We start from the raw sequence: 26,209 nt of genomic DNA, 5'->3' as shown, positions 1-26,209 counted from the left end.
TCGCTCTCGTCCTCGAAGATCTGTATAGTGGCTTCACGCCCTCAAGGCTGTCCCTCTGCCGTTTGCCGCTATCAACCCGGGTATCGGAGGCCAGCGCGATGCCTCTCCTCGCTCAGCGCGAGCGCTTCGGCAATTTCGGCAGCTTGTCGGGATTGAACGCCGGCATCTGCTCGGTTCGTTCAGGTGCCGGTGGCTGCTTTTCGGTCAGGATGAGCGTGCCCTGGAGGATCATTCCCGGGACTTGTACGGCGGTCGCCGTGTAGGTCGCGATCCTGCCGGGGCAGTTTCCTTCGATGGTCAGCGTCAGCTCATCATCGTTGCCGAACACCGTTGCGCGTCCATCGGTATGACGCTTCGTCGATACCGTGGCGGTGAAGCGATCTCCATCGACCTGACAGGAGCCATGATACGTCATCAGGCTGTCGCGGCCCCAGATCTGTCCGTCTGCGACATGGACGATGCCGGTACCCTGGTCGAGCGGCGTCTTGTACCAAGCCGCGTAGGTGCCGTCCTTCAGCATGGGAGCCGTCTCCCCTGGTATTCCTAAGGCGGATAGTCCGCATCATTAGCGCTAAGAAAGCGTTAATCGCGCGGCCCGTGCCAATCCGGTCTGTCCTTGCGCAGCTCGGCTTCAAGCTCCTCGATGATGCTGTGAAGCAGACACGCGGCGAGCGGATCTGTCACCTCCCGCTCCAGGCGCCTGTAACGCGCGATCTGGAATTCCTGCTCTTTCAACTGGTGCTCTGTCATCAGACGGGCCCTCCGACGAACCGACGCAGAGACGGCCGGGGAGTTTCGTTAAAATTTTCGGATCATTTTCTATGGTTTCTGATCGGTTAAAGGTCTTTCCTTCCCTCCTGTTGTGGGAGAGGGAACGGAGCGCGCCCGACGAAATATCCGTAGCGCAATTCGTCACACTCAAAACGTCACCCGCATGCCCGCATAGAACGCCCTTGGCCGTGCCGGGCTGAGCGAGCGCGGGTCGGTGAACTCTGCGCCGCCATTGGTGAAGTTGGGCAAGGCTTCGCGGTCGAAGAACTGGCCGTAGGTCGCGTAACGCTTATCGAAGACGTTGTCGACGCGGCCGTAGAGCTGGACGTTCTTCGTGACCTGATAGGAGGTGTGGAGATTGAACACCGTGTAGGACGGTAGCTTCGCGAACTGGTTCGACTCGTCGCCGACCAGATACTGGCTGGAGACGAACAGCGCGTTGCCGCCAACCTTCCAGACGTCGGTCACGGCGTAGTCGACGCCGATCTTGACGCGATGGCGCGGGATTGCGGGGATCTGGTTGCCGGGCGAGACCTGGATGGTCTCGGTGACGGGATCCCTGAACGGGCTCTCCGAGCCGAGTTCCAGCGGATCAAGGAAGCGCGCGTCGAGGAAGGCGTAGCTCGCCTGAAACTGGAGCGTGGGAGACTTGATGTTGACTTCGGCTTCGAACCCCTGCCGGCGCGTCCGGCCGACATTGGAAAAATAGCCGAAGCCGGTGCGCCCGACGGCGGGTACCGCAACAATGTCGTCATAGTTGGTGGCGCGGAAGCCGCCGATCTTCCAGCCGAGCGTGCCGATGTTCAGCTCCTTGGTGCCGCGCAGGCCCGCTTCTACTGTCTTGGACACGACCTGCTTCAGCGGCGGGTCGGAGACGAGAAACGCCGCAAGCAGGCAGGGACGGGCTGGATCGGCACAACCGAGCTCGAGCGGCGTCGGCACGCGGTTGGCCTCGGAATAGCCGGCATAGGCGGTCAACTCGGGCGTGATCTTGTAGGTGCCGCCAACCACCGGATTGAACCGGGTGAAAGTGTGGTCGCCGTTGAGGTCGGTCCCGAGCTGATCTTCCAGCGTGATGCGCGCCACGTTGAAACGGCCGCCGCCGGTGATGGCGAAGGCGTCCGTGACGTTGAACGTATCCATCGCGTAGATGCCGTTATACTGGTTGACGGTCCGCAGCGAGACCGGACCGGCAACCGGGTCCGGCGTGCCGGTCGCTCCCAAGAAGACGCCGCTGCCGCTGACGACGTAGTTTTCTCCGATCGAGCCGATCTCGGCGGTCGCAGTATAGCGCGTGACACTGGCGTCATAGGTTGCGCCCATCACGAAGCGGTTGTCGTGGCCGAACAGTTGATCGGTGTTGGTGGCCTGTCCCGACACGCCGAGGGTGGTCGACCTTATCGTGCTCCGGTCGATCTCGCCAAGGATGGTTCCCGAGGCAAAGGGATTGGCGAGCTGAAGACCGTTCGTGCCGTTCGCCGGCGTCGTATCGTCGCCGAAGCACAGCAGCCCTGCAATGGCACATTCCTGCACATCGGTCGGATTGCCATCGACGAGCTTCTGCTCGTAGCGGCGCACATGGGCGGTGCCTTCGAGCGTCCAGGTCGGCGTCGCATCGACCTTGCCGGTGAGGTTGAGATAGCCGACGCGATTGCTCGTGGTCTGCGGTGTGGTGTAGGTCGCGCCCCAATATTTGTCGAGCAGCTCGGCCGGAACGGTGGCGCTGGCGCCGAAATCGTTCTTGGCGACGCCCATGTTGGCGTGGAATTCACTGTCGCCGGCCTTGTAGCCGACATCGCCGTAGAAGCGCCGCACGTCCGATCGGGAGAAATTGCGGAAACCGTTGTCGTGCAGGCCTTCGAGCGCGGCATAGACGCCAAAATTCTTGTCGACCTGCTTGCCCCATTGTGCTGAGCCCTGGATGCGACCGAACGAGCCGCCCATGACATCGAGCTCCGCACCCTGATAGGTGAAACCGTCCTTCATTTGCAGGTTGATGGCGCCGCCCAGCGCGTTGAGGCCGAAGGCGGGATTGTTGGTCACCAGCGTCACCGACCTGATCGCGGCGGTTGGGATCAGGTCCCAATTGACGGCGTCGGAGAAGGCTTCGTTGATGCGGACGCCGTTTTGGTACACGGCGAAGCCTTGCGGCGTGCCGGTCACGGGCGATGCGACGAAACCGCGGAATTCGACATCGGGCTGAAATGGATTGCCGGTGACTTCGCTGATATTGACGCCGGCGATGTTGTCGCGCAGCGCATCGGTGACGTTGAGCGAACCGGTGCGCCTGATCTGGCTGGCATCGACGGCATTGATCGCCGACGGGACCTTGTCGACATCGAGACCCCGGCCGGTGCCCGGCGCGGTCGGATAGACGTAAATGCGTGTCCTGGGGCTCGCGGACGACGGCGCCCCGACGCGCGCGACCGGTCGCGACGGCGCAGTGCGCTTCGCCGTCGATGGCGGTGGTGCGGTCACCTCGACCGGCGGCAGGTTCTGAACGTTGGTCTCATCGTCCTGCGCCGCCCCGGCAGGGCCTGCAAAGACCAAACCCGATATCAGCCCCGTCGACACCGAGGCCATCAACAAACGACGCTTGAACGAAAGACCCTTGCCCATCCCCGCCTTCCCATCCGTGACCACCGGCTGTTTTGATTTTCGCCGTTTGGTCGAGACAAGTGTAATCAGCGGCAGTGGGTGCGCCAGCCACAAAAGGTCGGGAGAAATCCGCACCCGTTTTCCCGACCAAATCGGGAATTCTTCCCGATGATCTCGGGCGTGATCAGGCCGCCGCCGTCGGAATCAACGCCTCGACGGTCAAACCGCTCTCGCCGGAGACGACATTGAGCGTGCCGCCCAGCGCCAGGATCCGCTCGCGCATGCCGACAAGGCCGAAACCGAGCTTCTGACCCGGCTCCATGCCGCGGCCATTGTCGCTGACCCTCACCCGGGCGCAGACGCGGCCATCGCGCGTCGCCAGCACCGCCGGTTCAATGATGACGTTGACCGAGGTCGCGCCGGCATGGCGGAACACGTTGGTGAGCGCCTCCTGCACGATGCGGTAGATGGTGAGGTCGGCGGTCTCGCCGGTCGCGTCCAGCGCGGGCGAAATCGAGGTCTCGATCGTGACCTCGGGATGCGACTCCCGCCATAGCCGCGACAGCGATTCGAGCGCCTGGCGCAGGCCAAGCTCGGCGAGGCCGACGGGCCGCAGTCGCTCCAGCACGCGGCGGGTGAACTGCTGGAGCGCATTGATCTGCTCCAGCAAGGCGCTGCCGTGCTTGCGGACGGCCTCCGCACTCGGCGCACGTCCGTCCGCCAGCTTCGCCAGCGCGCTGGCATGGGCGCGCAGCGAGAACAGATACGGCCCGAACTCGTCATGCAGCTCGCGCGCGATCTCCTTGCGCTCGACGTCCTGGAGCGACACCGCACGCTCGGCAAGGCGCCGCTTGTCCTCGACCGCCTCGCCGAGCGCTGCTGCGAGATGATTGAGCTTGCCGCAGATCGCGGCGAGCTCGGGCGCGCCGCCCGGCGTGACCCGCGCGTCATAATGCCCGCCCTCGATCTCGGCCATCGTCTCGGCCAACGACTGGAGCGGCACCAGCGCCCGGCCGACCACATTCATCATCACCAGGAACAGCACGACCGCGATGACCGAGCCGACCTCGAGCTGGGTCACGATGCTGTCCCAGATTTCGGCCATTTCGTCGTTCGGATGCGAGGTGATCACGAGCGAGCCGGGCTTGCCATGGATCGAGACGGGCACGCTAACCGCGTTCTGCTCGGGATGAACCAGGCTGACGAACCAGGCCGGCGGCCCGCGCGTGTCGGCGTCGACATCAGGCCGGGGCGGCGTCAGCGGATTTCCGCCGGCATCCCGTAGCGCGATGCTGACATGGCGCAGACGGCTGAGATCGCGCGCAATCTGGTTCAATCTCGCATCCGGATCGGGCGCCTCGTTGAGATCGGCAACGATCATCTCGATGAACTCGCGCGCGAGCCGGATCACGCTCTGGTCCTCGGCCTGCACGCGCGGCCCCGCCTCCGCAACCTGGCGGCCGATATTGACGGCGAGCCCGAGTGCCAGCAGCAGCGCCAGCAACAGGTTGATGCGCCCGCGCAAAGATAGGTTTTGCCACATTGGTATCGCTCGTGCCCCGCGAAGGTTTTGCCCGCGCCTGTCCGATGACGTTGACAGAGGCGAAGCGGCGGATATCTAATCGGAAGCGTACAGCAATCCCGGCCGGGTTGCATGAGGCGACATAAGACGCGCGCGTCTTGCCTAGTCGGCTTCATGCGGCGCAGAACAGGCCGCGGCTGTCGCGGGGAACGCCTATGCGCATTCTGATCGTCGACGATCATCCCATCGTCGCCTCCGGCTGCCGTGCCGTGCTGGCCGACGAGGGCGAGATCGAGATCTTGGAGGCCGCCGACGCCGAAGACGGCGAGTGCGTCTTCATCGTCGAGCGCCCCGACCTCTGCATCATCGACATCAACCTACCGACCGTCTCCGGCTTCGAGCTCGCGCGCCGCATCCTCGAGCGCGCGCCCGAGGCCCGCATCATCATGTTCAGCATGAACGACGATCCGGCCTTCGCCGCGCGCGCGATCGAATGCGGCGCCAAGGGCTACGTCTCCAAGACCGGCGACCCCGACGATCTCGTCGAGGCGATCCGCGCTGTCGGAAGCGGCGGCACCTATCTGCCGAGCGCGATCGCGCGCAGCATTGCCTTTGCGGGACCGACGCTGGCGCAAAGCCCGCTGTCGAAGCTGAACGCGCGCGAGATGGAGATCCTGCGGCTGCTCAGCGCCGGAAAAAGCCTGTCCGAGATCGCCTGGCTGGTGCAATCGTCCTACAAGACGGTGGCCAACACCTCCTCGATCATGCGACAGAAGCTCGGGGTGAAGACCTCGGTCGAGCTGGTGCGGCTGGCGATCGACAGCGGCGTTGCCTGACATCGCCACAAATTTCGGTCACACAAGCGTTGCAATCTTGATGTGGTGAGATGCCACGGAGCTTTTGGGCATGACGATTCAGACTGTCTCGACGAACAAATCCTATGGCGGCGTGCAGGGCGTATACCGCCATGCGAGCCAGGCGACCGGAACCGACATGGTGTTCTCGGTCTATGTCCCCCCGCATGCGGACGGCGCCAAGCTGCCCGTGGTCTGGTACCTCTCCGGGCTCACCTGCACGCATGCCAACGTCACCGAGAAGGGCGAATTCCGCAAAGCCTGCGCCGAACTCGGCCTGATCTTCGTCGCGCCCGACACCTCACCGCGCGGGCCCGACGTGCCTGGTGATGCCAACAACGCCTATGATTTCGGCCTCGGCGCCGGCTTCTACGTCGACGCGACGCAAGAGCCGTTTGCACGCAACTATCGCATGTGGAGCTACGTCACCGACGAGCTGCCGAAGCTGGTGGCGGAGAATTTTCCGGTCGACGCCAAGCGACAATCGGTGATGGGCCATTCGATGGGCGGCCACGGCGCGCTGACGGTGGCGCTGCGCAATCCGCACCGCTACCGCGCGGCAAGCGCCTTCGCTCCGATCGTGGCGCCCTCGCTCGTCCCCTGGGGCATCAAGGCGCTGACCGGTTATCTCGGGCCTAACAAGGACACCTGGCGCAGCCACGACACGGTGGCGCTGATCGAGGACGGCGCGAAATTCTCCGGCTTCCTGGTCGACGTCGGTGAGGCCGATAATTTCCTGAAAGAGCAGCTCAAGCCGGAGTTGCTCGAAGCCGCTTGCACCAAGGCGAGCATCCCGCTGACGCTGCGGCGCCAGGCGGGCTACGACCACAGCTACTATTTCATCTCGACCTTCATGAGCGATCACCTGCACTGGCATGCGGAGAGATTGAAGGGGTGAGCTTTCTCCTCTCCCTCTCTCCGTTCTTACGGGGAGAGGGTTGGGGTGAGGGGCCGCCTCCGCGAAAACGGTAACAGTTGGAGCCGCGGAGACTCCCCCTCACCCGGAATTCCGGCCTCTCCCCGCAAGCGGGGAGAGGCGAAGACCTCATGCCCGCCCGTAATTCGGGGCCAGCAAGCGGTTGCGGATCAGATAGCTCATCGTTCGCGTCCAGGATTCATCGCTGTTGCCGCGCATGTCGGCGCTGGCGACCGTGATCATGGTGCCGGTCTTCACGTCGCGCAGATAGATGTTCAGGTTGATGATCAGGTTCGAGACCTTCTGCACGAGCCCGGTGATCTCCAGCTCGGCGCCGAGCTGCCCGGCCAGCTTGAGGTCGCAGCCGCCGCAAGCCTGTAAGTTCGCGTGACGGGCGGCATCCCTGATTGGGGCGATGTCGAGCACCTGGAACCTGCCTGAATCAGCCAGCTCCTTGCGCAGCTGCTCGCTGATGCGCTCCAGGCGCGCCAGCTCGGGCCTTGAGCCGTAGAACTCGCCAGGCAGGCTGGTGTCGATCAGCTCGAAATCGAACACCGCCAGTTTCGGCGGGTCGGCGAGCGCGACCGATCCGGTCAATAGCAAAGCGGCGAGACATATCAGCGCTCGCACGATCGTGATTCCAGCCCCCATACGCGCGAGGACGAAATGCGGGGTTGCATGCCCTGACAAATTGGTCATGCTTTAGCAGAGACAATTCTCCAACGGCGGTCAAGCCGGAGAGATCGTCCGGAGGAAACATGATCCGATGGTTGGTCGGCCTGATCGGCTTGGGTGTAGCCGCGACGAGCGCGCTCGCGGCGGATCCTGTTACGATCGGCGTCGGCTATCTCGGCGTCGCCGGCACCAGATCGACGCTGTCGCTGGTCGAGCAGCCCGCGGAGAATGACGGCTTCGCCGGCGCCCGTCTCGCCATCGAAGACAACAACACCACCGGAAAATTCCTGGGCCAGCGCTTTACGCTGGAGGAGCGCCGCATCAAGGAAGGTGAGGATCCGGTCCAGGCCGCGACCGCGCTCGCCGAGAAGAACGGATTCGTCATCGCCGACCTGCCAGCCGATGCGCTGCTGAAAGTCTCGGATGCGCTGCGGGAGCGCGGCACGCTGCTGTTCAACGTCGGCGCAATCGACGAGCGGCTGCGCGAGGCCGATTGCCGCGCCAATGTCATCCACACCGCGCCGACGCGCGCGATGCTGGCGGATGCGCTCGGGCAATATCTGGTGTGGAAGCAGTGGAAACGCTGGCTGCTCGTGGTCGGCTCGCATGACGAGGACAAGCTGTTCGCCGATGCGCTCCGGCGCACCGCGACGCGGTTCGGCGCCAAGATCGTGCAGGAGCGCACCTTCGAGGACAAAGGCGGCGCGCGCCGGACTGACTCCGGCGTGACGCTGATCCAGCGCCAGATGCCGGTGTTCACGCAGCAGGCCCCGGCGTACGACGTGCTCGTTGTCGCCGACGAGAGCGAGGTGTTCGGCGCGTATCTGCCCTATCGCACCTGGGATCCCCGTCCCGTCGCGGGCTCGGCCGGCCTCGTGCCGCGCAGCTGGGATGCCGCGCAGGACCAGTGGGGCGCGATCCAGATGCAGAACCGCTTCGTCAAGCTGAATTCGCGGCGCATGACCGCGCTCGACATGCAGGCCTGGACCGCGGTGCGCATGATTGGGGAAGCCACCTCGCGCACCAATTCCGGCGATATCAAGAAAGTCACCGACTTCATCAAGGGCCCGGATTTCTCGGTCGCCGCCTTCAAGGGGACGCGGCTCACCTTACGCGACTGGAATCTCCAATTGCGCCAGCCGATCCTGCTGGTCGACGGCCGCATGGTGGTAACGGTGTCGCCACAGGAGGGATTCCTGCACCAGGTCTCCGAGCTCGACACGCTTGGCTATGACCGCCCGGAGAGCAAATGCAAGTTGAAATGAGAACGCAGATGTTGCGCATGTGGCGTGTGGGGCTCTTGTCCGGACTGGCGCTGGCGGCAGCGCCCGCGCATGCGTTCATAGCCTATGTCTCGAACGAGAAGAGCAACACGGTGTCGGTAATCGATACCGACAGCTGGACTGTGACCAAGACCATCAAGGTCGGCCAGCGCCCGCGCGGCATCGATTTCACCCGCGACGGTAAGTTCGTGATGGTCGCGGTCGGCGACGACGACACCATCCAGGTGATCGACGCCAAGACGCAAACCGTGGTGGACAGCCTGCCCTCCGGCCCCGACCCTGAATTGTTCGCCCAGGATGCCGCCGGAAAGGTCCTCTACGTCGCCAACGAGAACGACAACACGGTGACCGTGATCGACCTCGAGAAGCGCGCCCGGCTCAGCGACATCCAGGTCGGCGTCGAGCCCGAGGGCATGACCATCAGCCCCGACGGCAAGACGCTGATCAACACGTCCGAGACGACCAACATGGCGCATTTCATCGACACATCCTCGCGCCAGATCGTTGCCAACGTGCTGGTCGATGCGCGGCCGCGCTTTGCCGAGTTCAAGCATGACAGTTCGGAACTGTGGGTGTCCTCGGAGATCGGCGGCACCGTCTCGATCATCGATCCCGGGAAGCACGAGGTGATCGGCAAGGTCACCTTCGAGATTCCCGGCCTGCGGAAAGAGGCGATCCAGCCGGTCGGTATCGGCATGACCAAGGACGACAAGACCGCCTTCATCGCGCTCGGCCCCGCCAACCGCATCGCCGTGGTCGACGTCGCGACGCGCAAGGTGACGAAATATCTGCTGGTCGGGCAGCGGGTCTGGCACATGGCGTTCACGCCGGATGAAAAATACCTGCTCACCACCAACGGCGTGTCGAACGATGTGTCCGTCATCGACGTCGCCGCGCAAAAAGTGATCAAGACCATTCAAGTGGGCGAACTGCCCTGGGGCGTCGCGATCGCGCCATGACCAGCCCTGCCCCCATCGCCGAACCGCGCGAGACCTCGAGGCCGGAAGCGGCCGCGGTGCCGGCGCTGTCGATCGACGGCGTCAGCCATTCTTACGGGCCGCGACGGGCGCTGACCGACGTCTCCTTCAACGTGCAGCCGGCGAGCTTCACCGCGCTGCTCGGCCTCAACGGCGCCGGCAAGAGCACGCTGTTCTCGCTGATCACGCGCCTGTTCGGCATCCAGGCCGGGCGCATCGGCATCTTCGGTCACGACATCAGCAAGAGCCCCGGCGAGGCGCTGCGGCTGCTCGGTGTCGTGTTCCAGCCGCGCACGCTCGATCTCGACCTCTCGCTGACGCAGAACCTGCTCTATCACGCCGCGCTACACGGCATCAGCCGGCGTGAGGCGGCCGCACGTAGCGCCGAGCTGCTCGGGCGCATCGGGCTCGAAGAGCGCGCCGGCAGCAAGGTGCGCGATCTCTCGGGCGGGCAGATGCGGCGACTGGAGATCGCACGGGCGCTATTGCACCGGCCGCGGCTGCTGTTGCTGGACGAGCCGACCGTCGGCCTCGACGTCAAGGCGCGCGCCGACATCATCGGCCATGTCCGCCAGCTCGTGACCGAGCAAGGCATCGGCGTGCTCTGGGCCACGCACCTGTTCGACGAGATCATGCCCGGCGACGATCTCGTCGTGCTGCACCAGGGCAAGGTGCTGGCGCAGGGCCCGATGAGCCGCGTCGTCACGGAAGCCGGCGCGCAGGACGTCAACACCGCCTTCATGCGCCTGACCGGCGCGCAAACCATGCCGGGAGGCGGCGCATGAGCAGCATCACCACCCGCGAAGCGCCGCGCGGCTTCTCGTTCGCCGAGTACATGACTTGCCTCACCGGCATCGTCTGGCGCGAGGGCCTGCGCTTCCTGCATCAGCGCGAGCGCTTCGTCTCGGCTTTGGTGCGGCCCCTGGTGTGGCTGTTCATCTTCGCCGCCGGCTTCCGCCAGGTGCTCGGCATTTCCATCATCCCGCCCTACGAGACCTACATCCTCTACGAGGTCTATATCGCGCCCGGCTTGATGGCGATGATCCAGCTCTTCAACGGCATGCAGTCCTCGCTCTCAATGGTCTATGACCGCGAGATGGGCAATATGCGCACGCTGCTGGTCAGCCCGCTGCCACGCGGGTTCCTGCTGTTCTGCAAGCTGCTCGCGGGCACCGCGGTGTCGCTGCTCCAGGTCTATGCGTTCCTCTTGATCGCCTGGTTCTGGGACATCACCCCGCCTCCATCGGGTTATCTCACCGTGCTGCCGGCGTTGATCCTGTCCGGGCTGATGCTGGGCTCGCTCGGCATGCTGATCTCCTCCGGCATCAAGCAGCTGGAAAACTTCGCCGGCGTCATGAATTTTGTCATTTTCCCGATGTTCTTCGCCTCCTCCGCGCTTTATCCGCTCTGGCGGGTCCAGGAGGGCAGCCCTTATCTGTATTACCTCTGCGAGGCCAATCCGTTCACTCATGCGGTCGAGCTGATACGATTTGCGCTGTACGGACAGATCAACTGGGTCTCGCTGGCGGTGGTCGCGATCTGCACAATCGTCTTCATGATCGGTGCGATTTTCGCCTATGATCCGTCGCGCGGGCTGGCGCGACGCGGGCCTGCGGGAGGCGAAGGATGAAGGTTCTGATCCTGGCTGCCATGGCAATTGCGCTGTCGAGCACGGCCGCGCGCGCGGCCGATTCGCGCTATCCGGACTGGCCCTGCACCCAGGCCAAGGTGCCGGAGATTTCGCTGGCGGCTGTCTGGGCCGGCCCGCCGCTCGACGACGTCCAGAACAAATGGAAGGACGATGCCAAGATCAGCGCGCTGGTCGCAAAGCTGTCGGCGCGCAAGACGCCGCTCGACGAGGCCGAGAAGTCGGTGAGGGAGTTTCTGGCCGCCTCCGCGTCCGACAAGACGGCGAATGCCAAGCTGCTGTTCGCCGGCCTGTTCGACACGCTCAATGCCCAGCGCTCCCAGGTCATGAACGGGCTCGAACGCGTCAGCCGCAAGCAGCGCGAGGCCGCCGACAAGATCCGTGAGGAGACGCTGGCGCTCCAGGCGCTCCAGGGCGCAACGCCGCGCGACGATGCCAAGGTCGAGGCGCTCAGCAACGAACTGATCTGGAAGACCCGCATTTTCGAGGATCGTCACAAAGTGGTGCGATTCGTCTGCGAGGTTCCGACCACGATCGACCAGCGCCTGTTCGCGCTCGGGCGCGTGATCCAGCAGGAAATGGAATAGCGTCAGGCTCGCTGACGGCTCACCAAAGTTCCCGTGATATCAGCGCGATCGTTAACCTTTCGCCGCGCTATCTGGCGGAACCAAATCGCTCCAGGATGTCTTGTCGAAGTCAATCCAAGACATCCAATCCAGGACATCGGGAGGCCTCGATGGGAACAACAAGATTCATCTTCGCGGGCGCTGCGGTCATCACCATGCTCGCATCCAGCGCTTTTGCCGACGACATGACCGGAATGGTCACGCGGATCGATCGGCTCAATGGCACGATCTCGATCCAGCAGACGCAGAAAGGCACGGTCGGCGCCAGCTCAGGCAACGCCGGCGCGCTCCAGGAGTACAAGGCGAAGGACGCCGCAATGCTGGACGCCGTCCATGCCGGCGACAGGGTGAGTTATGCAGCCACCGAGACGAACGGCACCGGCACGCTGACGAAGTTGGAGAAGCAGAAGCCGTAGCACTGGTCCAGATCGTCATTGCGAGCGAAGCGAAGCAATCCAGAGTTCCTCCGCGGAATGATTCTGGATTGCTTCGCTGAGCCTGTCATCGGGCCGCGCTTCGCGCGGACCCGTTGGCTCGCAATGACGAAGGGGGAGCGCTGTGTCTATTGCTGACAGCGTGATCGCGGAGGCTCCCCCCACTCCAACCCGACCCTCTCCCCGCAAGCGGGGCGAGAGAGCGCACCTCGGCCAATCGTTACTGCTCCGGGCGCGGCTCGGGCTGCGCTTCCTCGGTCGGGAGTTTTGCGCTCTCCCAGCCGTCGGTGCCGTCAGGGTACCAGGCGATGTTGGAATAGCCGTACGCCAGCGCGCGCTTGGCGGCGTTCCAGGACATCCAGCAATCGGCAAGGCAATAGATCACGAGCAGCACAGCCTTGTCGCCGTGCGATGCAAGCGCAAGGCCGCGTTGCAGATAATCGTCCATGGCGGGCGGCAACGCGCCGTAGCCGGTGTCCGGCAGCCACAGGCTGCCCGGAATATTCTTGCGCGGCGCATCGCGCCACACGGTGCCGGCGGGAAGGTTCTTCGGTTTCGGCGGCCGCGGCATCACGTCGACGAAGGCGCCGCTCCTCGCGCGCCAGATCGCCTCGGCCTCCGCCGTCGTCAGCACGCGCGCGCCGGCGAGCGTTGCCGGCACCGGCGCGCGGTAATTGTCGGTGCGATATCCCTCGGGCTCGAACGGCTCCTGCTGCTGCGCCAATGCCGGCCCTGCCAGAACAGCGGCGAGCAGCGCAACGGCAAGATGCCGCTTCATGGCGTCTTCTTGACCGTCTCCGCGCCGAGCGGCCGGTCGCTCTCGTCGAGCAGCGGGACGCCGAAGTCGAGCAGGATCTTGTTGATCTCGCCCTGGTTCTCCTGGATCAGCTTGTTCAGCTGCCGCTTCCAGTTCTGGTCGGCGGGGCGCACGCCCATGCCGATGCGATAGACCAGCTTCGGCCCGGTGGTTTCCTTCACCAGTGGCGTAACGTGGAGCGAAGAGCCGGCCTTCTTCGCATAGTAGCCAGCCATCGGGCCCCACAGCACGCCGGCGTCGATCTTGCCGGCGGCGAGGTCGTCGATCATGGCCTGCGCCGAACTGTCGAAGCGGGTGTCGATCATCAGCGGATAGGGCTTTGCATCGCCCATCAGACCGGCGATCGCCATGTTGGTCGCCGGCGGCGTGCCGGCGACGATGCCGACATGCTTGCCCTTCAGGCGCGTGTCCTCCAGCGTATCGACGTCCTCGAGCCCGCTGCCGGCCTTGGCGACCAGCGCATAGGTCGTGCGGTAATAGGGATTGGTGCCCTGCACGAGGTCGTCGCCCTGGGGGAAGCCCATGATGACGTCGCAGCGATGCGCACCCAGCGTCATGCGCACGAAGCCGGTGGCCTGCGGGAAGAACACGTAGTCGAGCTTCTTCTGGAGCTTGTCCGCCAAGAACTCGGCGAGCTTGTTCTCGAACCCCTCGCCTTTCTCGTTGGAGAACGGCAGATTGCGCGGGTCGGCGCAGACGCGCAGCACCTTCGGGTCCACCAATTCGAAGGAGAGGTCGCCGGTGTCGTTGGTCTGCGCGATCGCAGCATCGCCGAACACGCAGGATGCCATCAGGACCCACAGTGAAAACAACCAGCGACGATGTCGTCCGGCCTCCGTCATCGCGCTTCCTCCTCGTTTTGTTTGAATGTTATCCATGCAACGCATGACGCGCCAAGTTTTGCCAACTTGGTGTTGGCTTGCTTTGCTGCAGCGCAATGCAGCAAACCCTCTGAACTGAGGCGGAAAAGTGTCTTACGTCGCTTCAATGATCGCAGCCTTGTCCCTGCTGGGGATCGTCACGCTAGCACGCGCCGAGGCATCCGAATTGCCTGTGAGCGAAGTCGCGCCGGGAATCTTCGTACACTCCGGGACCATCGCCCTGATGACCCGCGCGAACGAGGGCGACATCGCCAATGTCGGCTTCATCGTGGGCGATGATGCGGTGGCTGTGATCGATACCGGCGGAAGCTACCGCGAAGGCGAGGCGCTGCTGGCCGCCGTGCGGGCGAAGACGCCCAAGCCGATCCGCTACGTCATCAACACCCACGGTCATCCCGATCATGTTTTCGGCAATGCCGCGTTCGCCGCCGGAACCACCACCTTCGTCGGCCATAGCAAGCTTCCGCAGGCGCTCGCGGCGCGTGGGCCTTTCTATCTCGACAATTTCCGCCGCATCATGGGCAGTGAGCTGATTGATCCCGTGAAGATCATTGCTCCTACCCTGCTCGTTTCGGACACGACGACCCTCGATCTCGGGTCGCGCCGACTGATCTTGCGCGCCTGGCCGGCCGGGCACAGCGACGCAGATTTGACCGTGTTCGATGAGACGAGCAAAACCCTGTTCGCGGGCGATCTCGTCTTTCTCCGCCACATTCCGGTCATGGACGGCAGCATCCGCGGCTGGCTCGCCACGTTGAAGGGATTGGAGGCCATTCCGGCGCTGCGCGTCGTTCCCGGTCACGGTCCCGTGAGCGACTGGCCTGCCGCACTGACCGATGAGCGACGTTACCTGTCGACGCTGCTGTCCGACGTCCGCGCTCTGATCAAGAAGGGCGAGCTGATCCGAACCGCCGCCGACAAGGCCGCCGCGTCGGAAAGGCCGCGCTGGGAGTTGTTCGAGGAGTACAATGCCCGCAACGCAACCGCAGCATTCTCGGAAATTGAATGGGAGTAGCGGGCACGCTACGATAGGCAAAACGCCCGCAGGACCGTAACCATGATGGCATGCACTCGCCGCCTGACCTTGACCGCCGTACTGCTCGGCATCGCCTTCGTCGTGCCGGCGCAGGCGGAAGAGGCCTATGATCCCTGGCCGGGCCTGGTGCAGGACATCTTCAATAGCCGTCCGATGAACGACGGCAGCAATGTGATCGGCATCGAGATGCCCTATCGCGCCGAGGACGCCGCCATCGTGCCGGTGACGTTGCGCAGCAAGCTATCGCCCGGCGATGCGCGCCGCATCCGTTCGATCACGCTGGTGATCGACCGCAACCCGGCGCCGATGGCCGCGAAGTTCGAACTCGGGCCGGATGCCAATGTCACGGAGATCTCGACGCGCGTGCGCGTCAACAACTACACCGACGTGCATGCGGTGGCCGAGCTCAGCGACGGCCAGCTCTATGTCTCGAAGGTCTATGTAAAGGCCTCCGGCGGCTGCTCGGCGCCGGCGGGCAAGAACATCGAGGAAGCCAGGAACCGGCTCGGCCAGATGCGCTACCGGCAATTCGCACGCGAGGATGCGCCGGCGAGCCGCGTGCGCGAGGCGCAGATCATGATCGGCCATCCCAACAATTCCGGCCTGCAGATGGATCAGGTCACGCAGCTCTATATCCCGGCCTTCTTCATCAACCAGCTCAAGCTGACGCAGGACGACAGCCCCGTGCTGTCGATGGAAGGCGGTATCTCGATCTCGGAAGATCCCAATCTGCGCTTCACCTATGTCTCCAACGGCGCCAAGCGCTTTCGCGCCGAGGCAAAGGACACCGATGGGCACGTGTTCCGCAATGAGTGGGACGTGGAGAAGCCGGGGACGTGAAGATTTCTTACCCTCTTCCCCTGTGGGAGAGGGTGCCTGGCGAAGCGAGGCGGGTGAGGGGTCTCTCTCCGCGAACGCAACTCTCAACGTCTGAGCAAGAGGAGAGATACCCCTCATCCGGCGCTTCGCGCCACCTTCTCCCACAAGGGGAGAAGGATGACACCGTCTGTGCCGCGATAGCTAAAAACACCTCACCTCGGCTTCCGCCTGCGCGCGCCTCAAATCATTCACCGCCGAGTTCGCCTGCTCCGAGGTGCGGAACTGGACGCCGAGATTACCGCGCACCTGGGACATGCTGAGCGCGGTCTCCGCGGTGACGTAGCGCGCATAGGGCACGATCGAGGCGACCACGTCGATCGAGCAGGAACATTGCTCGATCGTAGACCGCGCCTCGCCATTGGCCTTCATGCAGCCATAGACGTACTCGGCGCGCGCCGACGTCGGATAATCATTGGCATCCTCGGCCTGCGCCGCGCATGTGGTCGCCGCCAATACCGCCATTGCGGCGACAATCGGTCGTAGCCGTCCCGCCAGTTTCATGCGCATCCTCCCGATGGTTGCGACCAAAGCTATGCTATGCGTATTGTCCTGAAAAGCACTCCGTCAGAGGAAACGGCTCACAAGGTGATGAGAGCACTCGGTGCGATAAAGGTACTTGGTCGAACATTGGCGCTCGCGGTGGCGCTGGCGTTGATGCTAGCCGCACCCGGCCGCGCCGCGGAGACCATCCGCCTTGCGGTGCAGAAAACCGGAACATTCTCCTGGGAGCTGGCGGCGATCCGCGCGAACGGTCTGGACAAGCAGGCCGATTTGTCGCTGGAGGTCAGTGAGCTCGCGAGCACGGAAGCCGGCAAGATCGCGATGCGCGCAGGCAGCGCCGACATCATCCTGTCGGACTGGCTGTGGGTATCGCGCGAGCGCGCGCTCGGCGCCAAGCTCACCTTCTATCCCTATTCCAGCGCGCTCGGCGCGGTGATGGTGCCGGCGGCTTCGCCAATCAAGACGCTCGCGGACCTCAGGGGACGCAAGCTCGCCGTCGCCGGCGGAGCGATCGACAAGAGCTGGCTGATGCTCCAGGCCCGGATGAAGCAGGACGGCATCGACCTGAAGTCTGCGGCGACCATCGTCTATGGCGCCCCGCCCCTGATCGCCGCCAAGGCGCTCGACGGTGAAATGGATGCGAGCCTCAACTTCTGGAATTTCTGCGCGCAGCTCGAGGCCAAGGGCTTTCGCCGCCTCGCCGGCATCGAGGACATCCTGCCAAAACTCGGTGCCAAGGGCGCGGTCGCCGCGGTCGGATATGTCTTCGATGAGAACTGGGCGGCAAGCCATCGTGACGCCGTGGCGCGCTTCATCGCTATGACCCGGAAGGCCAAAGAGCTGCTGGTGACCTCGGACGCGGCCTGGGACAAGATCGCACCGCTTACCGGCACCACCGATCCGGCCATGCTCAAGACCTATCGCGACCGCTATCGTGAAGGCATCCCGCGGCGGAGCATCGCCGACGAGGAGGCGGATGCGCGCGTGCTCTACCGCGTGCTCGCCGAGATCGGTGGCCGCGACCTTGTCGGGCCAGCGGCCGAGCTCGATCCCGGCACCTTCTATCACGCGGTCCCCGGAGACTGAGGTGCTGCGTCTTCTCTCGTTTGTCCTGTTTCTCGCAATCTGGTGGATCGCCGCGCTGTTCGCCGGCGGCGAAAAGCTGCCCTCCCCGCCCGCCGTGCTCCAGGTCATGATCGCGGAGGCCGCGAGCGGCGCGTTGTTCCTGCATCTCGGCGCCACGCTGGCGCGCGTCACCCTCGCCTTCGTGCTGGCGATGTCGCTCGGCAGCGCCATCGGCTATCTGATGGGACGGGTGAAGCTTGCCGACCGGCTCGGCGATCCCTGGCTGATCCTGCTGCTCAATTTACCCGCCTTGGTCGTGATCGTGCTGGCCTATATCTGGGCTGGCCTCACCGAGGCCGCCGCGATCGCGGCAATCGCCATCAACAAGCTGCCGACCGCCATCGTCACCTTGCGCGAGGGCGCGCGCGCGCTCGACCGCTCGCTCGACGAGATGGCGAGCGTATTCGCGATGCCACGCTGGCGTGCCTTCCGCCACGTCGTGCTGCCGCAGCTTGCGCCCTATATCGCAGCCTCTGCGCGCTCCGGATTGTCGCTGGTATGGAAGATCGTGCTGGTCGCCGAGCTGTTGGGCCGTCCGAACGGCGTCGGCTTCGAGATCGGTGTCGCCTTCCAGCTGTTCGACACGCCGCGGCTGCTCGCCTATTCGCTGACCTTCGCAGCAGTCGTGCTCGTCATCGAAACCTTGCTGGTGCAGCCGTTCGAAGCCCGCGCAACACGGTGGCGCCCCCGTGCGGCTTGAGGTCGAGATCACAGGCAAGACGTTCAAAAGTGCCGCCGGCGGAACGCACGAGGTGCTGGCGCCGGTCAAGTTCACGCTTGAATCCGGCGAGGTCGGTGTGCTGATCGGCCCCTCCGGCTGCGGCAAGAGCACGATGCTGCGCATCATCCTGGGGCTCGATCATGAGTTTCAGGGGCGGATCGCGCGGCCACCGCAGGCGCGGATCGGCATGGTATTCCAGGAGCCGCGGCTGCTGCCGTGGCGTTCGGTCGAGCAGAATGTGCGGCTCGCTGCACCCGATGTCACCGATGCCAGGCTGTCGGAGCTGTTCAAAATCCTGGAGCTGGAGGCACATCGCAGCCATTTCCCCGGCGAATTGTCGCTGGGGCTTGCCCGGCGCGTCGCGCTGGCCCGCGCCTTCGCCGTCGAGCCGGATATTTTGGTGCTTGACGAACCGCTGGCATCGCTCGATGACGCTCTCGCTGGACGCCTGCGGGATGAGATTGCGACGCTCGTCGCGAGCCGCCCAGTGATGACGCTTTTGGTGACACACAGCCTGGACGATGCAGTGCACCTGGGCGATCGGCTGTTCTTCCTGTCGCCCCGGCCAACGCGGATCGTGGCAGAGGTACCTATCGACATCCCGCGCGACACTCGCGGCGAAGCCGAGATTGCGGCGATCAAGGCCGGCCTCGCCCAACGAACTCAAGGCGACCGCGCCGAGCGAGATATCTCATAGCCGGTCGCTTGGCGGATGTGCTAGATAGGCTGGCAGCGGAGTTGATGATGACGCGGACGGTCGCCCTCTCAACGCTTGCAATGCTTGGTCTTGCACTCGTCACGATGACGGCGGGCGCGCAGGACATGATGCGTGACGTCGACCTCACCTCCCCCGCGATGGTCTCGGCCGAAATGACCAGGCCAGAGGTTGAAGCCGTGCTGGCCAAAGCGAGCGCCGCGCAGCCTGCCGATTTCACCGGCAAACGCCTGTCGGGCCTCGATCTCTCGGGGCTGGACCTGTCCAACGCGGTTCTCCGCGCTGCGCGGCTCAACAAGACAATACTCCGAGACGCCAAGCTCGACCGTGCAATCCTCGATCAGGCATGGCTGCTGGATGCGGATCTTACCGGCGCAAGCCTGAAGGGCGCCAATCTGTTCGCGTCGCAAATGGCCCGCGCGCGTCTCGACGGCGCGAACCTGTCGGGAGCACGCATCGCTGCCGATCTCACCGGCGCAAGCATGGTCGGCGCCTCGATCGCGGACGCGAAGCTTGGCGCCGACATGCGCAACCAGTCGATGGGGCTGATGCGCGCGGTGCTCAGATCCGCCAACCTGGAACGGCTGAACGCGCGCAACGCCGATTTGTCGCGCGTCGACCTCCAATTCGCGGCCCTCAGGGGCGCCGACCTGAGCGGCGCATCACTGAAAAACGCCGAACTCGGCGGAGCCGATCTGACTGATGCCATCGTCATCGACGCCGATTTCGACGGCGCCGATCTCGTGTCGGCGAAGCTGATCGCACCGAACGGCCTTGACCGCGCTAAAAATTTCGACAAGGCAAAGAACCGCGAGCGCCTGATCAGGGAATGACGGCCCGCCTTTGGGAGGACTGGCTGATGCGTTGGGTTCTAGCTTTGATCGCGTTGTTGACGCTTGCCGGCGAAGCCGCCGCGCAGGCCAAGGGCAAGGGCATCCGGCTCTGGAATCTGACGACTGAGACGATCTCCGGCTTCCAGCTCGCTCCCGCCGGCAGGACCGACTGGGGTCCGAACCAATGCTTGAACGACAAGGACAAGGAGGTCGACCACGACGAGCGGCTGCGCATCACCGGCGTCGAGCCGGGCCATTACGACGCCAGGGTGAGCTATCCCAATGGCCGGCAGTGCATCGTCCGCGGCATCGAGATCAGGGCCGACGCGGTGTTCTCAATCGCCGATAAGGATTTGAAGGATTGCACCAAGTAGCGCCGCCGCTCACGCCTTGTCATGCGTGTGCGGATATTCGCAGCGCCACCGCACCGCCTGCCACTTCGGATGTTCGCCGACCCATTGCGCGATATAGGGCGGCGCGGCCATCGCGCATTGCCGCGGCGACCCGGAATAGTTGAACACCAGATGCTGCTCCTCGCAGGTCGCAGGCGAGAGCACCGCACACACAGTCACCACCAGGTCAATCGGGTTCATGCCGGGGTCCTGTCGCAAGAGGCGATGGAGATTAGCACGAAAGGATACGTTCCAAGGAGCGGGAAGTTTCAAACCGGGGCTGAAATTGGAGTGTTTTCCTTACCTTGCGCACTTGCGCCCTAAAAGTTGACCCCGAACACAACCCTCGCCTGGTGGCGCTCGAAATTGACGAGGTCGAGATTGGCGGATGACCCGGCCGGACGTCCCCAGGCCTGCATGCTCCAGCTCAAGGTCAGGCGCGAGCGCTCGGAGAGCTGGAAGTAAGCGGTGGGGCCGACGAATAGGGCCTGGCCCGAAAACTCGCCGAGGCCGATGCCTTCGTATTGCCGGAAGTAGCGCATCTCCCCGCCGAGGAGCACATTGGGCCGCACGCGCACCATGCCGGCGAACGCCGCCCCGATCGTCGAGCTCTTCTGGGAGAGTCCCGCCACCTCGAAGCGCGCCCATTCCGGCTGGTAGATCAGATTGAGCGCAGCGATGGCGAAGTTTGGCACGAGCTCGCGGTCGAAGGCGAGCGTGAAATCGGTGCCGTACATCCGTCCCTTCGCGCCGCTGGTCTCGTCGATCCGGTCGCCATGGAGCTCGGCAGCGACAGTCAGGCCGAACGGCGCGTGCTCGCGATCGAGCAGGCGATAGCGCAGGTCGAGCGAGGCGCCCTGGAAGTTGAACTGGCGGCGATCGTCGATGTCGGGGACGCCGGTGATGTCGTGCAGGCTGGCGATCCCGCCGACCTCGATGCGGAAGTTCGGCAGCGGCACCACCTCGATCTCGACCTCCTGCGCGAGCGCGCGATAGGTCCTACCGCCCTTACCGAATCGCCCCGTCGTCTCGCTCTGGAATTCGCGCTCGCCGACAGTGCCGACATCGGTGCCGATCATGAAGCCGAAGATGTGCTCGGTATCGAAGCCCTCCTCGGCGCACGCATAAGCCGGTGCCAGCACGCCCACGCACGCAATCATCAGCCAAAATTTGCGAGCTTCGCCGCGCATCCCGTGCCCTGAAGACGCCCTCCGCTTTAATGCGGCAGCAGCGCTGACCTGGCGTCATCGTAACACACCGCCGCGGAGCATGGTCGAGATTTTGATGCGGAGAGCAGTGAAGCGCTGCCCGTGTGTGGCTTTGCATCAATGGCAAAGCGCGTCAACCAAAACGCGTGACACACAACGGCGGACGAGGATCCGACACTGCCACGGCTTCGACGGCGTTTGCCATCGAAGCCGCGGCAGGTCGTTAGTCTTACTTGCGCGAAGCGCAGGCGTACATGTTGATTTCCATGCCGACCGGCACTTCCACGATCTTCGGAGCTTTCCAAGCCATTCGGGGTCTCCCAAGGTATTGAGCGCGACATCGCGCGGGGCAAAACCTAGGGCTCGGTCCCCTATAGTTCAAGCGCCGATTCGAATGCCGAACGCGTCTGTGTCGATTCTTCGCGGCCGCATTTCTCTCTCGGGCAAAGCCAGTTCCCTCTTGGTCAAGCACGGACCTGGAGGACATCACCTTGCGCAACACACCGTGCCTCGAATCGGCACGACCAGCGCCGCGTCGTCAGCAGTCCTTGTCGGCCATTGCCGGGTTCGGCTTGGCACCTTCGGCCTGCTGAGCCGCCGTCGGTTCACTCTGCATCTGCCGCTGCGCATCCTCGGATGAAGCCGGCGTTTCGCCACTCGCACGATTCATCGTGCTGGTCGGCGGATGCTGACTGGTGTCGCTCGCCGAACTCGATGGATGGGATTGCGCCGAGCCCACGGTGACCGGGCCAGACCCGGCATCCTTGTCAGTGGCTGTACTGCCGGTTTTGCAGGGGCCTGCGACGGCGACACCGGCGCTCAACGTCAGGATCGCGCAGGCAGCGAGAACGGATCGTTTGGTGTTCATCTGCATGATCTCCTCTCCTCCCCGCGCGCAGCCCCAACGCCAGGCAGGCCATTTCGAGGAGAACAGGCCCGGCAGCCCGATGTTCCGAGTGTCGGAGCGGAATTAATCGCAATGCCGTGCCACGTCCGTTCCAGGGGTACGCGCTCAGCGCAGCAGCCGCAGCAGCGCGCGGCCGGCCCGCGCGTTCAGCTCTTTTGCATCGAGCGTGCCGTCCTTGTCAGGATTGGCCGCGTTGAAGCGCTGCTCCACTACCGACAGGTATTCGTCGAGCGTAAGCGTCCCGTCACGATCGGGATCGGCGGCGGCGAGCTCTTTCGCCGACAACCGCCCGCGCAACTCGCGTGCATCGAGCGTGCCGTCGTGATCGCGGTCGAGCTTGGCGAACAATGCGCTGGCCGCCTTCTTCACCTCGGCGAGATCGAGCGTGCCGTCATTATCTGTATCGAACATCTTGACCGCGTTGCCGGATGCCGCGAGAGCCGGACCGGACAGCAATGCAATCGTGAGCGCAAACGCAATTGAGCGACGTGACCTCATCGAAACCTCCTGAGAACTCGATTCGAGCGGATCCGACATAAATCCCACGAATGTGCCCTGCTTCAAATCGGAAACTGCAACCTGCGCGCGCTACAACTCGCGGAACTCCGCCGCGCCAAGCTGGCCGCTTCCGTCGGACCGCTTCGCGTCGCGGAATTTCTCCAGCGTCTGCGCACAAGTGAGAACGGGTTGTCAGGTTTCCGTCAGGTGACTGGCCTCTGACGTTCAACAGGTTGGCGTCGCACTCGCGACTTTCGTATTGACGCGTTTTGCATTCGGGCGGAGTGTTGTTCCTGCAGCGTCAAAAGACGCGCATATTGGGAGGAACGGATGAAACGCTTTGCGATGGCCGCGAGCCTCGTCATGCTTGCATCGACTTGTGCAAGCGCGCAGACCACCGAGCAACTGGTCAAGGGCGCGACCGATACATCGAACGTTCTCAATTACGGGATGGGCTACAATCTCCAGCGTTTCTCGCCGCTGAACCAGATCAACAAGGACACCGTCAAGAACCTCGTCCCGGTCTGGAACTACTCGTTCAACGACGATCGCAGCGAGGAATCGCAGCCGCTGGTGTACCAGGGCGTGATCTACGTGACCTCGCACAATGCGACCATGGCGGTGGACGCCAAGACCGGCAAGCAGATCTGGAAAACCAAGGTCGAGTATCCCGCCGAGACGCCGCGCATCGTCTGCTGCGGCATCATCAATCGCGGCGCCGCGCTCTACGACGGCAAGGTGTTCCGCACCACGCTGGACGCCAACGTGATCGCGCTGGACGCCAAGACCGGCAAGGAGCTTTGGCGGCAGAAGGCCGCCGACATCAAGGAAGGCTATTCGATGACGGTGGCCCCGCTGGTCGCCGACGGCGTCGTTATCACCGGAATCTCCGGCGCCGAATTCGGCACCCGGGGCTTCATCGACGGCTGGGATCCGGCGACGGGCAAGCACCTCTGGCGCACCCACTCGATCCCCTCACCGGACGAGCCCGGCGGCGACACCTGGAAGGGCGATACCTGGAAGCTCGGCGGCGGCTCGACCTGGATCACCGGGTCCTACGATCCCGAGCTGAATACGGTCTACTGGGGCATCGGCAATCCCGGCCCGTTCAACTCAGCGGTGCGCCCCGGCGACAATCTCTACACCTGCTCCGTGCTGGCGATGGATCCCAAGACCGGCAAGATCAAGTGGCACTACCAGTTCTCGCCGAACAATCCGTTCGATTATGACAGCGTGGCCGAGATGGTGCTCGCCGACATGAACGTCGAGGGCAAGCCGACCAAGGTGCTGATGGACGCCAACCGCAACGGCTTCTTCTACGTGCTCGATCGCACCAACGGCAAGCTGCTCGCGGCCAACCCGTACGTGAAGGTCAACTGGGCGACCGGCATCGACATGAAGACCGGACGCCCGATCGAGACCGACGTTTCGAAGGACGCGCGCGAGGGCAAGAAGGTGACCGTCTATCCGTCGATCCTCGGCGGCAAGAACTGGGAGCCGATGTCGTTCAATCCGCAGACCGGCCTGGCCTATGCCAACACGCTCGCCTTCGGCGGCAGGTACAAGACCGAGCCCGTGACCTTCAAGCAGGGTGAATGGTATCTCGGCATGGACCTGACCGACCTCTGGGAGTACGGAGACGGCCCGCGCGGCCATCTCAAGGCGATCGATCCCTTGACCGGCAAGGCGAAGTGGGAGGCCCCCGCCGACATCCCGCGCTTCTCCGGCGTGCTGTCGACCGCAGGCGGCGTCGTGTTCACGGGCGCGCTGACCGGCGAGTTCGAGGCCTTCGATGCCGACAGCGGCAAGAAGCTCTGGCAGTTCCAGACCGGCTCCGGCATCGAGGGACAGCCGGTCACCTGGCAGCAGGATGGCGTGCAGTATGTCGCCGTGACGAGCGGCTATGGCGGCGTCTACTCGCTGTTCTCCGGCGACGAGCGGCTGGCCAAGGTGCCGCCCGGCGGCTCGCTGTGGGTCTTTGCAGTCAAGCAGTGACCACAGGCACGATGCTGAAGGAGATATCTCACAAGACGGCGGCGATCTTCGCCGCCGTCGCGGTGCTGACGGTCGCGTTTGTGGCGACCGTTCGTGCCGCGGACGACGCAACCGGCAATCCTCTGCAGGCACAGATCGATCACGGCAAATCGACCTATGCCGAAAAGTGCTCGCACTGCCACGGCCCCAACCTGATGAACTCCGGCACCATCACGCCGGACCTGCGCGCGATCCCGGACGACAAGACGCGCTTCGTCACCACGGTGAAGAACGGCAAGAACAACAAGATGCCGCCCTGGGGCGACATCCTCAACGACGACCAGATCGGGGACCTCTGGGCCTTCATCTCCAGCCGGAGGAAGCCTTGAGGCGTTGGCTCGCCGCGTGGAGCGTTGCGGCGATCCTCGCGGCGGCGCCTACGGTTGCGCACGCGGCGGATGACCCGCTGAGGATCTGTCTTGATGAAGGCCGGCCGCCGCTCTCGGTGCATCAAAAGGGCAAGCCGGATGCGGGCTTCGACGTGCTGCTGGCGCAGGCGGTCGCCGAGCGCCTGCGACGGCCGCTGACGATCCAGTGGTTCGAGAGCAAGCTCGATGAGGATTCCAGCCCACAGCTCGAGGCCAATGCGCTGCTCTCGGACGGACGCTGCGCGCTGGTCGGCGGCTACGCGCTGACGCTGGATTCGCTCGTCAAGCCCGGCATGAAAACGGCGCGCCTGCCGGATTTCGCCGGCGCCACGCGCGAGGACCGGCGGCGCCGCGTCGCGCTCGGCGTGCTCGCGCCGAGCCAGCCTTACGTCTATTCGCCGATGACGGTGGTGCTCGGGCCGAAGGCGAAGGGCCGCAAGATCGGCGACATCGGCGATCTCGCCGGCCTTCGCCTCGTCATCGAAAGCGGCTCGCTCGGCGATGCCATCCTGATGACCTTCGACAAGGGCCGCCTGATCGACAACATCACCCATCTCGTGCCCGGCCGCGACGACCTCCTCGGCGCGCTCCAACGCGGCGACCATGACGCGACGCTGATCGATCTTGCGCGCTTCGATGCCCATCGCGCCGCGCACCCCGATACGGCGATCACCGCGTCCGCCTACTATTATCCGATCGGTGCCAATCGCGGCTATGTCGGGCTTGCCAGCGATCCCGCGCTGATCGAGGCCGTCAACGCGGCGCTTGGCCAGCTTGCCGCCGAAGGCAAGATCGCCGAATTCGGCAAGCAGGCCGGCCTCACCTATCTGCCGCCGCGCGAGCCTGCGATCCTCGGCGATGTCTGGATGAAGATCATTCAGCGGTGAGAGTTCGTCGCGAAGAGCGATGGCACGCGGGCGTATCCATCAACTCCGCCGTCATTCCCCGCCACCGGGTCTCGCCTTCGGCGAGCCCGATGACAGGCTCCGG

At 64.3% G+C, this 26,209-nt stretch carries 31 protein-coding genes; 18 read left to right on the top strand and 13 right to left on the bottom strand.

The window, feature by feature from the left end; all coding sequences use genetic code 11:
- Nucleotides 1–112 precede the first annotated feature (112 nt).
- From ACNJX8_RS13400 to ACNJX8_RS13385, 4 genes are all read right to left on the bottom strand, one after another.
- A complete protein-coding gene (locus tag ACNJX8_RS13400) occupies nt 113–520 on the bottom strand; it encodes a hypothetical protein (protein ID WP_439360962.1) in 408 nt (135 codons plus the stop codon).
- A gap of 62 nt (nt 521–582) precedes the next feature.
- Nucleotides 583–750, bottom strand: a complete 168-nt coding sequence (locus ACNJX8_RS13395) for a hypothetical protein (protein WP_164939438.1) — start codon at nt 748–750, stop codon at nt 583–585.
- A gap of 168 nt (nt 751–918) precedes the next feature.
- On the bottom strand, nt 919–3,390 hold the full coding sequence (locus ACNJX8_RS13390; protein ID WP_439360961.1) for a TonB-dependent receptor: 2,472 nt from the start codon (nt 3,388–3,390) through the stop codon (nt 919–921).
- 163 nt (nt 3,391–3,553) lie between these two features.
- On the bottom strand, nt 3,554–4,912 hold the full coding sequence (locus ACNJX8_RS13385) for a histidine kinase (RefSeq protein ID WP_439360960.1): 1,359 nt from the start codon (nt 4,910–4,912) through the stop codon (nt 3,554–3,556).
- Between the two features lie 194 nt (nt 4,913–5,106).
- On the opposite strand from ACNJX8_RS13385, the gene ACNJX8_RS13380 reads away from it, so the two are divergent.
- Together ACNJX8_RS13380 and fghA are read left to right on the top strand one after the other, a co-directional pair.
- Entirely contained in the window at nt 5,107–5,727 is a 621-nt protein-coding gene (locus ACNJX8_RS13380; RefSeq protein WP_128939281.1) for a response regulator, read from the top strand.
- Nucleotides 5,728–5,797: 70 nt separating this feature from the next.
- A complete protein-coding gene (gene fghA / locus ACNJX8_RS13375; protein WP_439360959.1) occupies nt 5,798–6,643 on the top strand; it encodes an S-formylglutathione hydrolase in 846 nt (281 codons plus the stop codon).
- A 147-nt stretch (nt 6,644–6,790) separates the two neighbouring features.
- Here the strand turns inward: fghA and ACNJX8_RS13370 are convergent, their stop codons facing one another.
- Nucleotides 6,791–7,360: a DUF3280 domain-containing protein gene (locus tag ACNJX8_RS13370; RefSeq protein WP_439360958.1), complete on the bottom strand. Its 570-nt coding sequence runs from the start codon at nt 7,358–7,360 to the stop codon at nt 6,791–6,793.
- A gap of 59 nt (nt 7,361–7,419) precedes the next feature.
- Between ACNJX8_RS13370 and ACNJX8_RS13365 the strand changes: the two genes are divergently transcribed.
- The 6 genes from ACNJX8_RS13365 to ACNJX8_RS13340 all read left to right on the top strand — a co-directional run bounded on the left by ACNJX8_RS13365 (nt 7,420) and on the right by ACNJX8_RS13340 (nt 12,286).
- Nucleotides 7,420–8,601: an ABC transporter substrate-binding protein gene (locus ACNJX8_RS13365; RefSeq protein WP_439360957.1), complete on the top strand. Its 1,182-nt coding sequence runs from the start codon at nt 7,420–7,422 to the stop codon at nt 8,599–8,601.
- A gap of 8 nt (nt 8,602–8,609) precedes the next feature.
- On the top strand, nt 8,610–9,578 hold the full coding sequence (locus ACNJX8_RS13360; RefSeq protein WP_439360956.1) for a YVTN family beta-propeller repeat protein: 969 nt from the start codon (nt 8,610–8,612) through the stop codon (nt 9,576–9,578).
- A complete protein-coding gene (locus tag ACNJX8_RS13355) occupies nt 9,575–10,381 on the top strand; it encodes an ABC transporter ATP-binding protein (protein ID WP_439360955.1) in 807 nt (268 codons plus the stop codon). The genes ACNJX8_RS13360 and ACNJX8_RS13355 overlap by 4 nt, the downstream gene beginning before the upstream one ends.
- The gene (locus ACNJX8_RS13350; RefSeq protein ID WP_130211771.1) at nt 10,378–11,226 is read left to right on the top strand and encodes an ABC transporter permease; all 849 of its coding nucleotides are present in this window, start codon (nt 10,378–10,380) and stop codon (nt 11,224–11,226) included. The genes ACNJX8_RS13355 and ACNJX8_RS13350 overlap by 4 nt, the downstream gene beginning before the upstream one ends.
- Nucleotides 11,223–11,831, top strand: coding sequence for a hypothetical protein (locus ACNJX8_RS13345; protein WP_091898410.1), 609 nt, complete (start codon nt 11,223–11,225; stop codon nt 11,829–11,831). Before ACNJX8_RS13350 ends, ACNJX8_RS13345 begins: the two co-directional genes overlap by 4 nt.
- Before the next feature lie 149 nt (nt 11,832–11,980).
- Complete coding sequence (locus ACNJX8_RS13340; protein WP_128939287.1) at nt 11,981–12,286, top strand: copper-binding protein; 306 nt, start codon at nt 11,981–11,983, stop codon at nt 12,284–12,286.
- Between the two features lie 238 nt (nt 12,287–12,524).
- Here the strand turns inward: ACNJX8_RS13340 and ACNJX8_RS13335 are convergent, their stop codons facing one another.
- Together ACNJX8_RS13335 and ACNJX8_RS13330 are read right to left on the bottom strand one after the other, a co-directional pair.
- A complete protein-coding gene (locus ACNJX8_RS13335; RefSeq protein ID WP_439360954.1) occupies nt 12,525–13,082 on the bottom strand; it encodes a PQQ-dependent catabolism-associated CXXCW motif protein in 558 nt (185 codons plus the stop codon).
- Nucleotides 13,079–13,963, bottom strand: a complete 885-nt coding sequence (locus ACNJX8_RS13330) for a substrate-binding domain-containing protein (protein WP_128932468.1) — start codon at nt 13,961–13,963, stop codon at nt 13,079–13,081. Before ACNJX8_RS13330 ends, ACNJX8_RS13335 begins: the two co-directional genes overlap by 4 nt.
- 145 nt (nt 13,964–14,108) lie before the next feature.
- Here ACNJX8_RS13330 and ACNJX8_RS13325 point away from each other — a divergent pair, with 145 nt between their 5' ends.
- Entirely contained in the window at nt 14,109–15,017 is a 909-nt protein-coding gene (locus tag ACNJX8_RS13325) for a quinoprotein relay system zinc metallohydrolase 2 (RefSeq protein WP_439360953.1), read from the top strand.
- Nucleotides 15,018–15,059: 42 nt separating this feature from the next.
- Nucleotides 15,060–15,878 (top strand): quinoprotein dehydrogenase-associated SoxYZ-like carrier, encoded by an 819-nt coding sequence (locus ACNJX8_RS13320; RefSeq protein WP_439360952.1) that lies wholly within the window; start codon nt 15,060–15,062, stop codon nt 15,876–15,878.
- A 180-nt stretch (nt 15,879–16,058) separates the two neighbouring features.
- On the opposite strand, the gene ACNJX8_RS13315 is transcribed toward ACNJX8_RS13320, so the two are convergent.
- The gene (locus ACNJX8_RS13315; protein ID WP_128932465.1) at nt 16,059–16,418 is read right to left on the bottom strand and encodes a hypothetical protein; all 360 of its coding nucleotides are present in this window, start codon (nt 16,416–16,418) and stop codon (nt 16,059–16,061) included.
- An 87-nt stretch (nt 16,419–16,505) separates the two neighbouring features.
- Here ACNJX8_RS13315 and ACNJX8_RS13310 point away from each other — a divergent pair, with 87 nt between their 5' ends.
- From ACNJX8_RS13310 to ACNJX8_RS13290, 5 genes are read left to right on the top strand one after another with little or no spacing between them, the layout of a single operon-like run.
- Nucleotides 16,506–17,504, top strand: a complete 999-nt coding sequence (locus tag ACNJX8_RS13310; protein WP_439360951.1) for an ABC transporter substrate-binding protein — start codon at nt 16,506–16,508, stop codon at nt 17,502–17,504.
- A gap of 1 nt (nt 17,505) precedes the next feature.
- On the top strand, nt 17,506–18,243 hold the full coding sequence (locus ACNJX8_RS13305; RefSeq protein WP_439360950.1) for an ABC transporter permease: 738 nt from the start codon (nt 17,506–17,508) through the stop codon (nt 18,241–18,243).
- Nucleotides 18,233–18,961 (top strand): ABC transporter ATP-binding protein, encoded by a 729-nt coding sequence (locus tag ACNJX8_RS13300; RefSeq protein WP_091896425.1) that lies wholly within the window; start codon nt 18,233–18,235, stop codon nt 18,959–18,961. Before ACNJX8_RS13305 ends, ACNJX8_RS13300 begins: the two co-directional genes overlap by 11 nt.
- A gap of 47 nt (nt 18,962–19,008) precedes the next feature.
- On the top strand, nt 19,009–19,812 hold the full coding sequence (locus ACNJX8_RS13295) for a pentapeptide repeat-containing protein (protein ID WP_439360949.1): 804 nt from the start codon (nt 19,009–19,011) through the stop codon (nt 19,810–19,812).
- A gap of 26 nt (nt 19,813–19,838) precedes the next feature.
- Entirely contained in the window at nt 19,839–20,186 is a 348-nt protein-coding gene (locus ACNJX8_RS13290; protein ID WP_128937283.1) for a hypothetical protein, read from the top strand.
- A gap of 9 nt (nt 20,187–20,195) precedes the next feature.
- Here ACNJX8_RS13290 and ACNJX8_RS13285 read toward each other — a convergent pair whose 3' ends face one another.
- The 5 genes from ACNJX8_RS13285 to ACNJX8_RS13265 all read right to left on the bottom strand — a co-directional run bounded on the left by ACNJX8_RS13285 (nt 20,196) and on the right by ACNJX8_RS13265 (nt 22,817).
- Nucleotides 20,196–20,405: a hypothetical protein gene (locus ACNJX8_RS13285; RefSeq protein ID WP_091896419.1), complete on the bottom strand. Its 210-nt coding sequence runs from the start codon at nt 20,403–20,405 to the stop codon at nt 20,196–20,198.
- Nucleotides 20,406–20,524: 119 nt separating this feature from the next.
- Entirely contained in the window at nt 20,525–21,364 is an 840-nt protein-coding gene (locus ACNJX8_RS13280; RefSeq protein ID WP_439360948.1) for a hypothetical protein, read from the bottom strand.
- A 277-nt stretch (nt 21,365–21,641) separates the two neighbouring features.
- Complete coding sequence (gene pqqA, locus ACNJX8_RS13275; RefSeq protein ID WP_008562446.1) at nt 21,642–21,722, bottom strand: pyrroloquinoline quinone precursor peptide PqqA; 81 nt, start codon at nt 21,720–21,722, stop codon at nt 21,642–21,644.
- 228 nt (nt 21,723–21,950) lie between these two features.
- Entirely contained in the window at nt 21,951–22,286 is a 336-nt protein-coding gene (locus ACNJX8_RS13270) for a hypothetical protein (protein WP_439360947.1), read from the bottom strand.
- Between the two features lie 138 nt (nt 22,287–22,424).
- Nucleotides 22,425–22,817: a calcium-binding protein gene (locus tag ACNJX8_RS13265; protein WP_439360946.1), complete on the bottom strand. Its 393-nt coding sequence runs from the start codon at nt 22,815–22,817 to the stop codon at nt 22,425–22,427.
- A gap of 330 nt (nt 22,818–23,147) precedes the next feature.
- On the opposite strand from ACNJX8_RS13265, the gene ACNJX8_RS13260 reads away from it, so the two are divergent.
- Genes ACNJX8_RS13260 through ACNJX8_RS13250 form a run of 3 tightly spaced genes read left to right on the top strand, consistent with a single transcriptional unit; the run spans nt 23,148 to nt 26,106 of the window.
- Entirely contained in the window at nt 23,148–24,812 is a 1,665-nt protein-coding gene (locus tag ACNJX8_RS13260; RefSeq protein WP_439360945.1) for a methanol/ethanol family PQQ-dependent dehydrogenase, read from the top strand.
- An 11-nt stretch (nt 24,813–24,823) separates the two neighbouring features.
- Nucleotides 24,824–25,180, top strand: a complete 357-nt coding sequence (locus tag ACNJX8_RS13255; protein WP_249761848.1) for a c-type cytochrome — start codon at nt 24,824–24,826, stop codon at nt 25,178–25,180.
- Nucleotides 25,177–26,106, top strand: coding sequence for an ABC transporter substrate-binding protein (locus tag ACNJX8_RS13250; protein WP_439360944.1), 930 nt, complete (start codon nt 25,177–25,179; stop codon nt 26,104–26,106). Before ACNJX8_RS13255 ends, ACNJX8_RS13250 begins: the two co-directional genes overlap by 4 nt.
- Nucleotides 26,107–26,209: the final 103 nt, after the last annotated feature.

This window comes from Bradyrhizobium sp. SPXBL-04, assembly GCF_051853035.1.
GTDB classification, from domain to species: domain Bacteria; phylum Pseudomonadota; class Alphaproteobacteria; order Rhizobiales; family Xanthobacteraceae; genus Bradyrhizobium; species Bradyrhizobium zhanjiangense.
The sequence above is the reverse complement of the archived record's forward strand: the minus strand, read 5'-3'. Positions and strand labels throughout refer to the sequence as shown.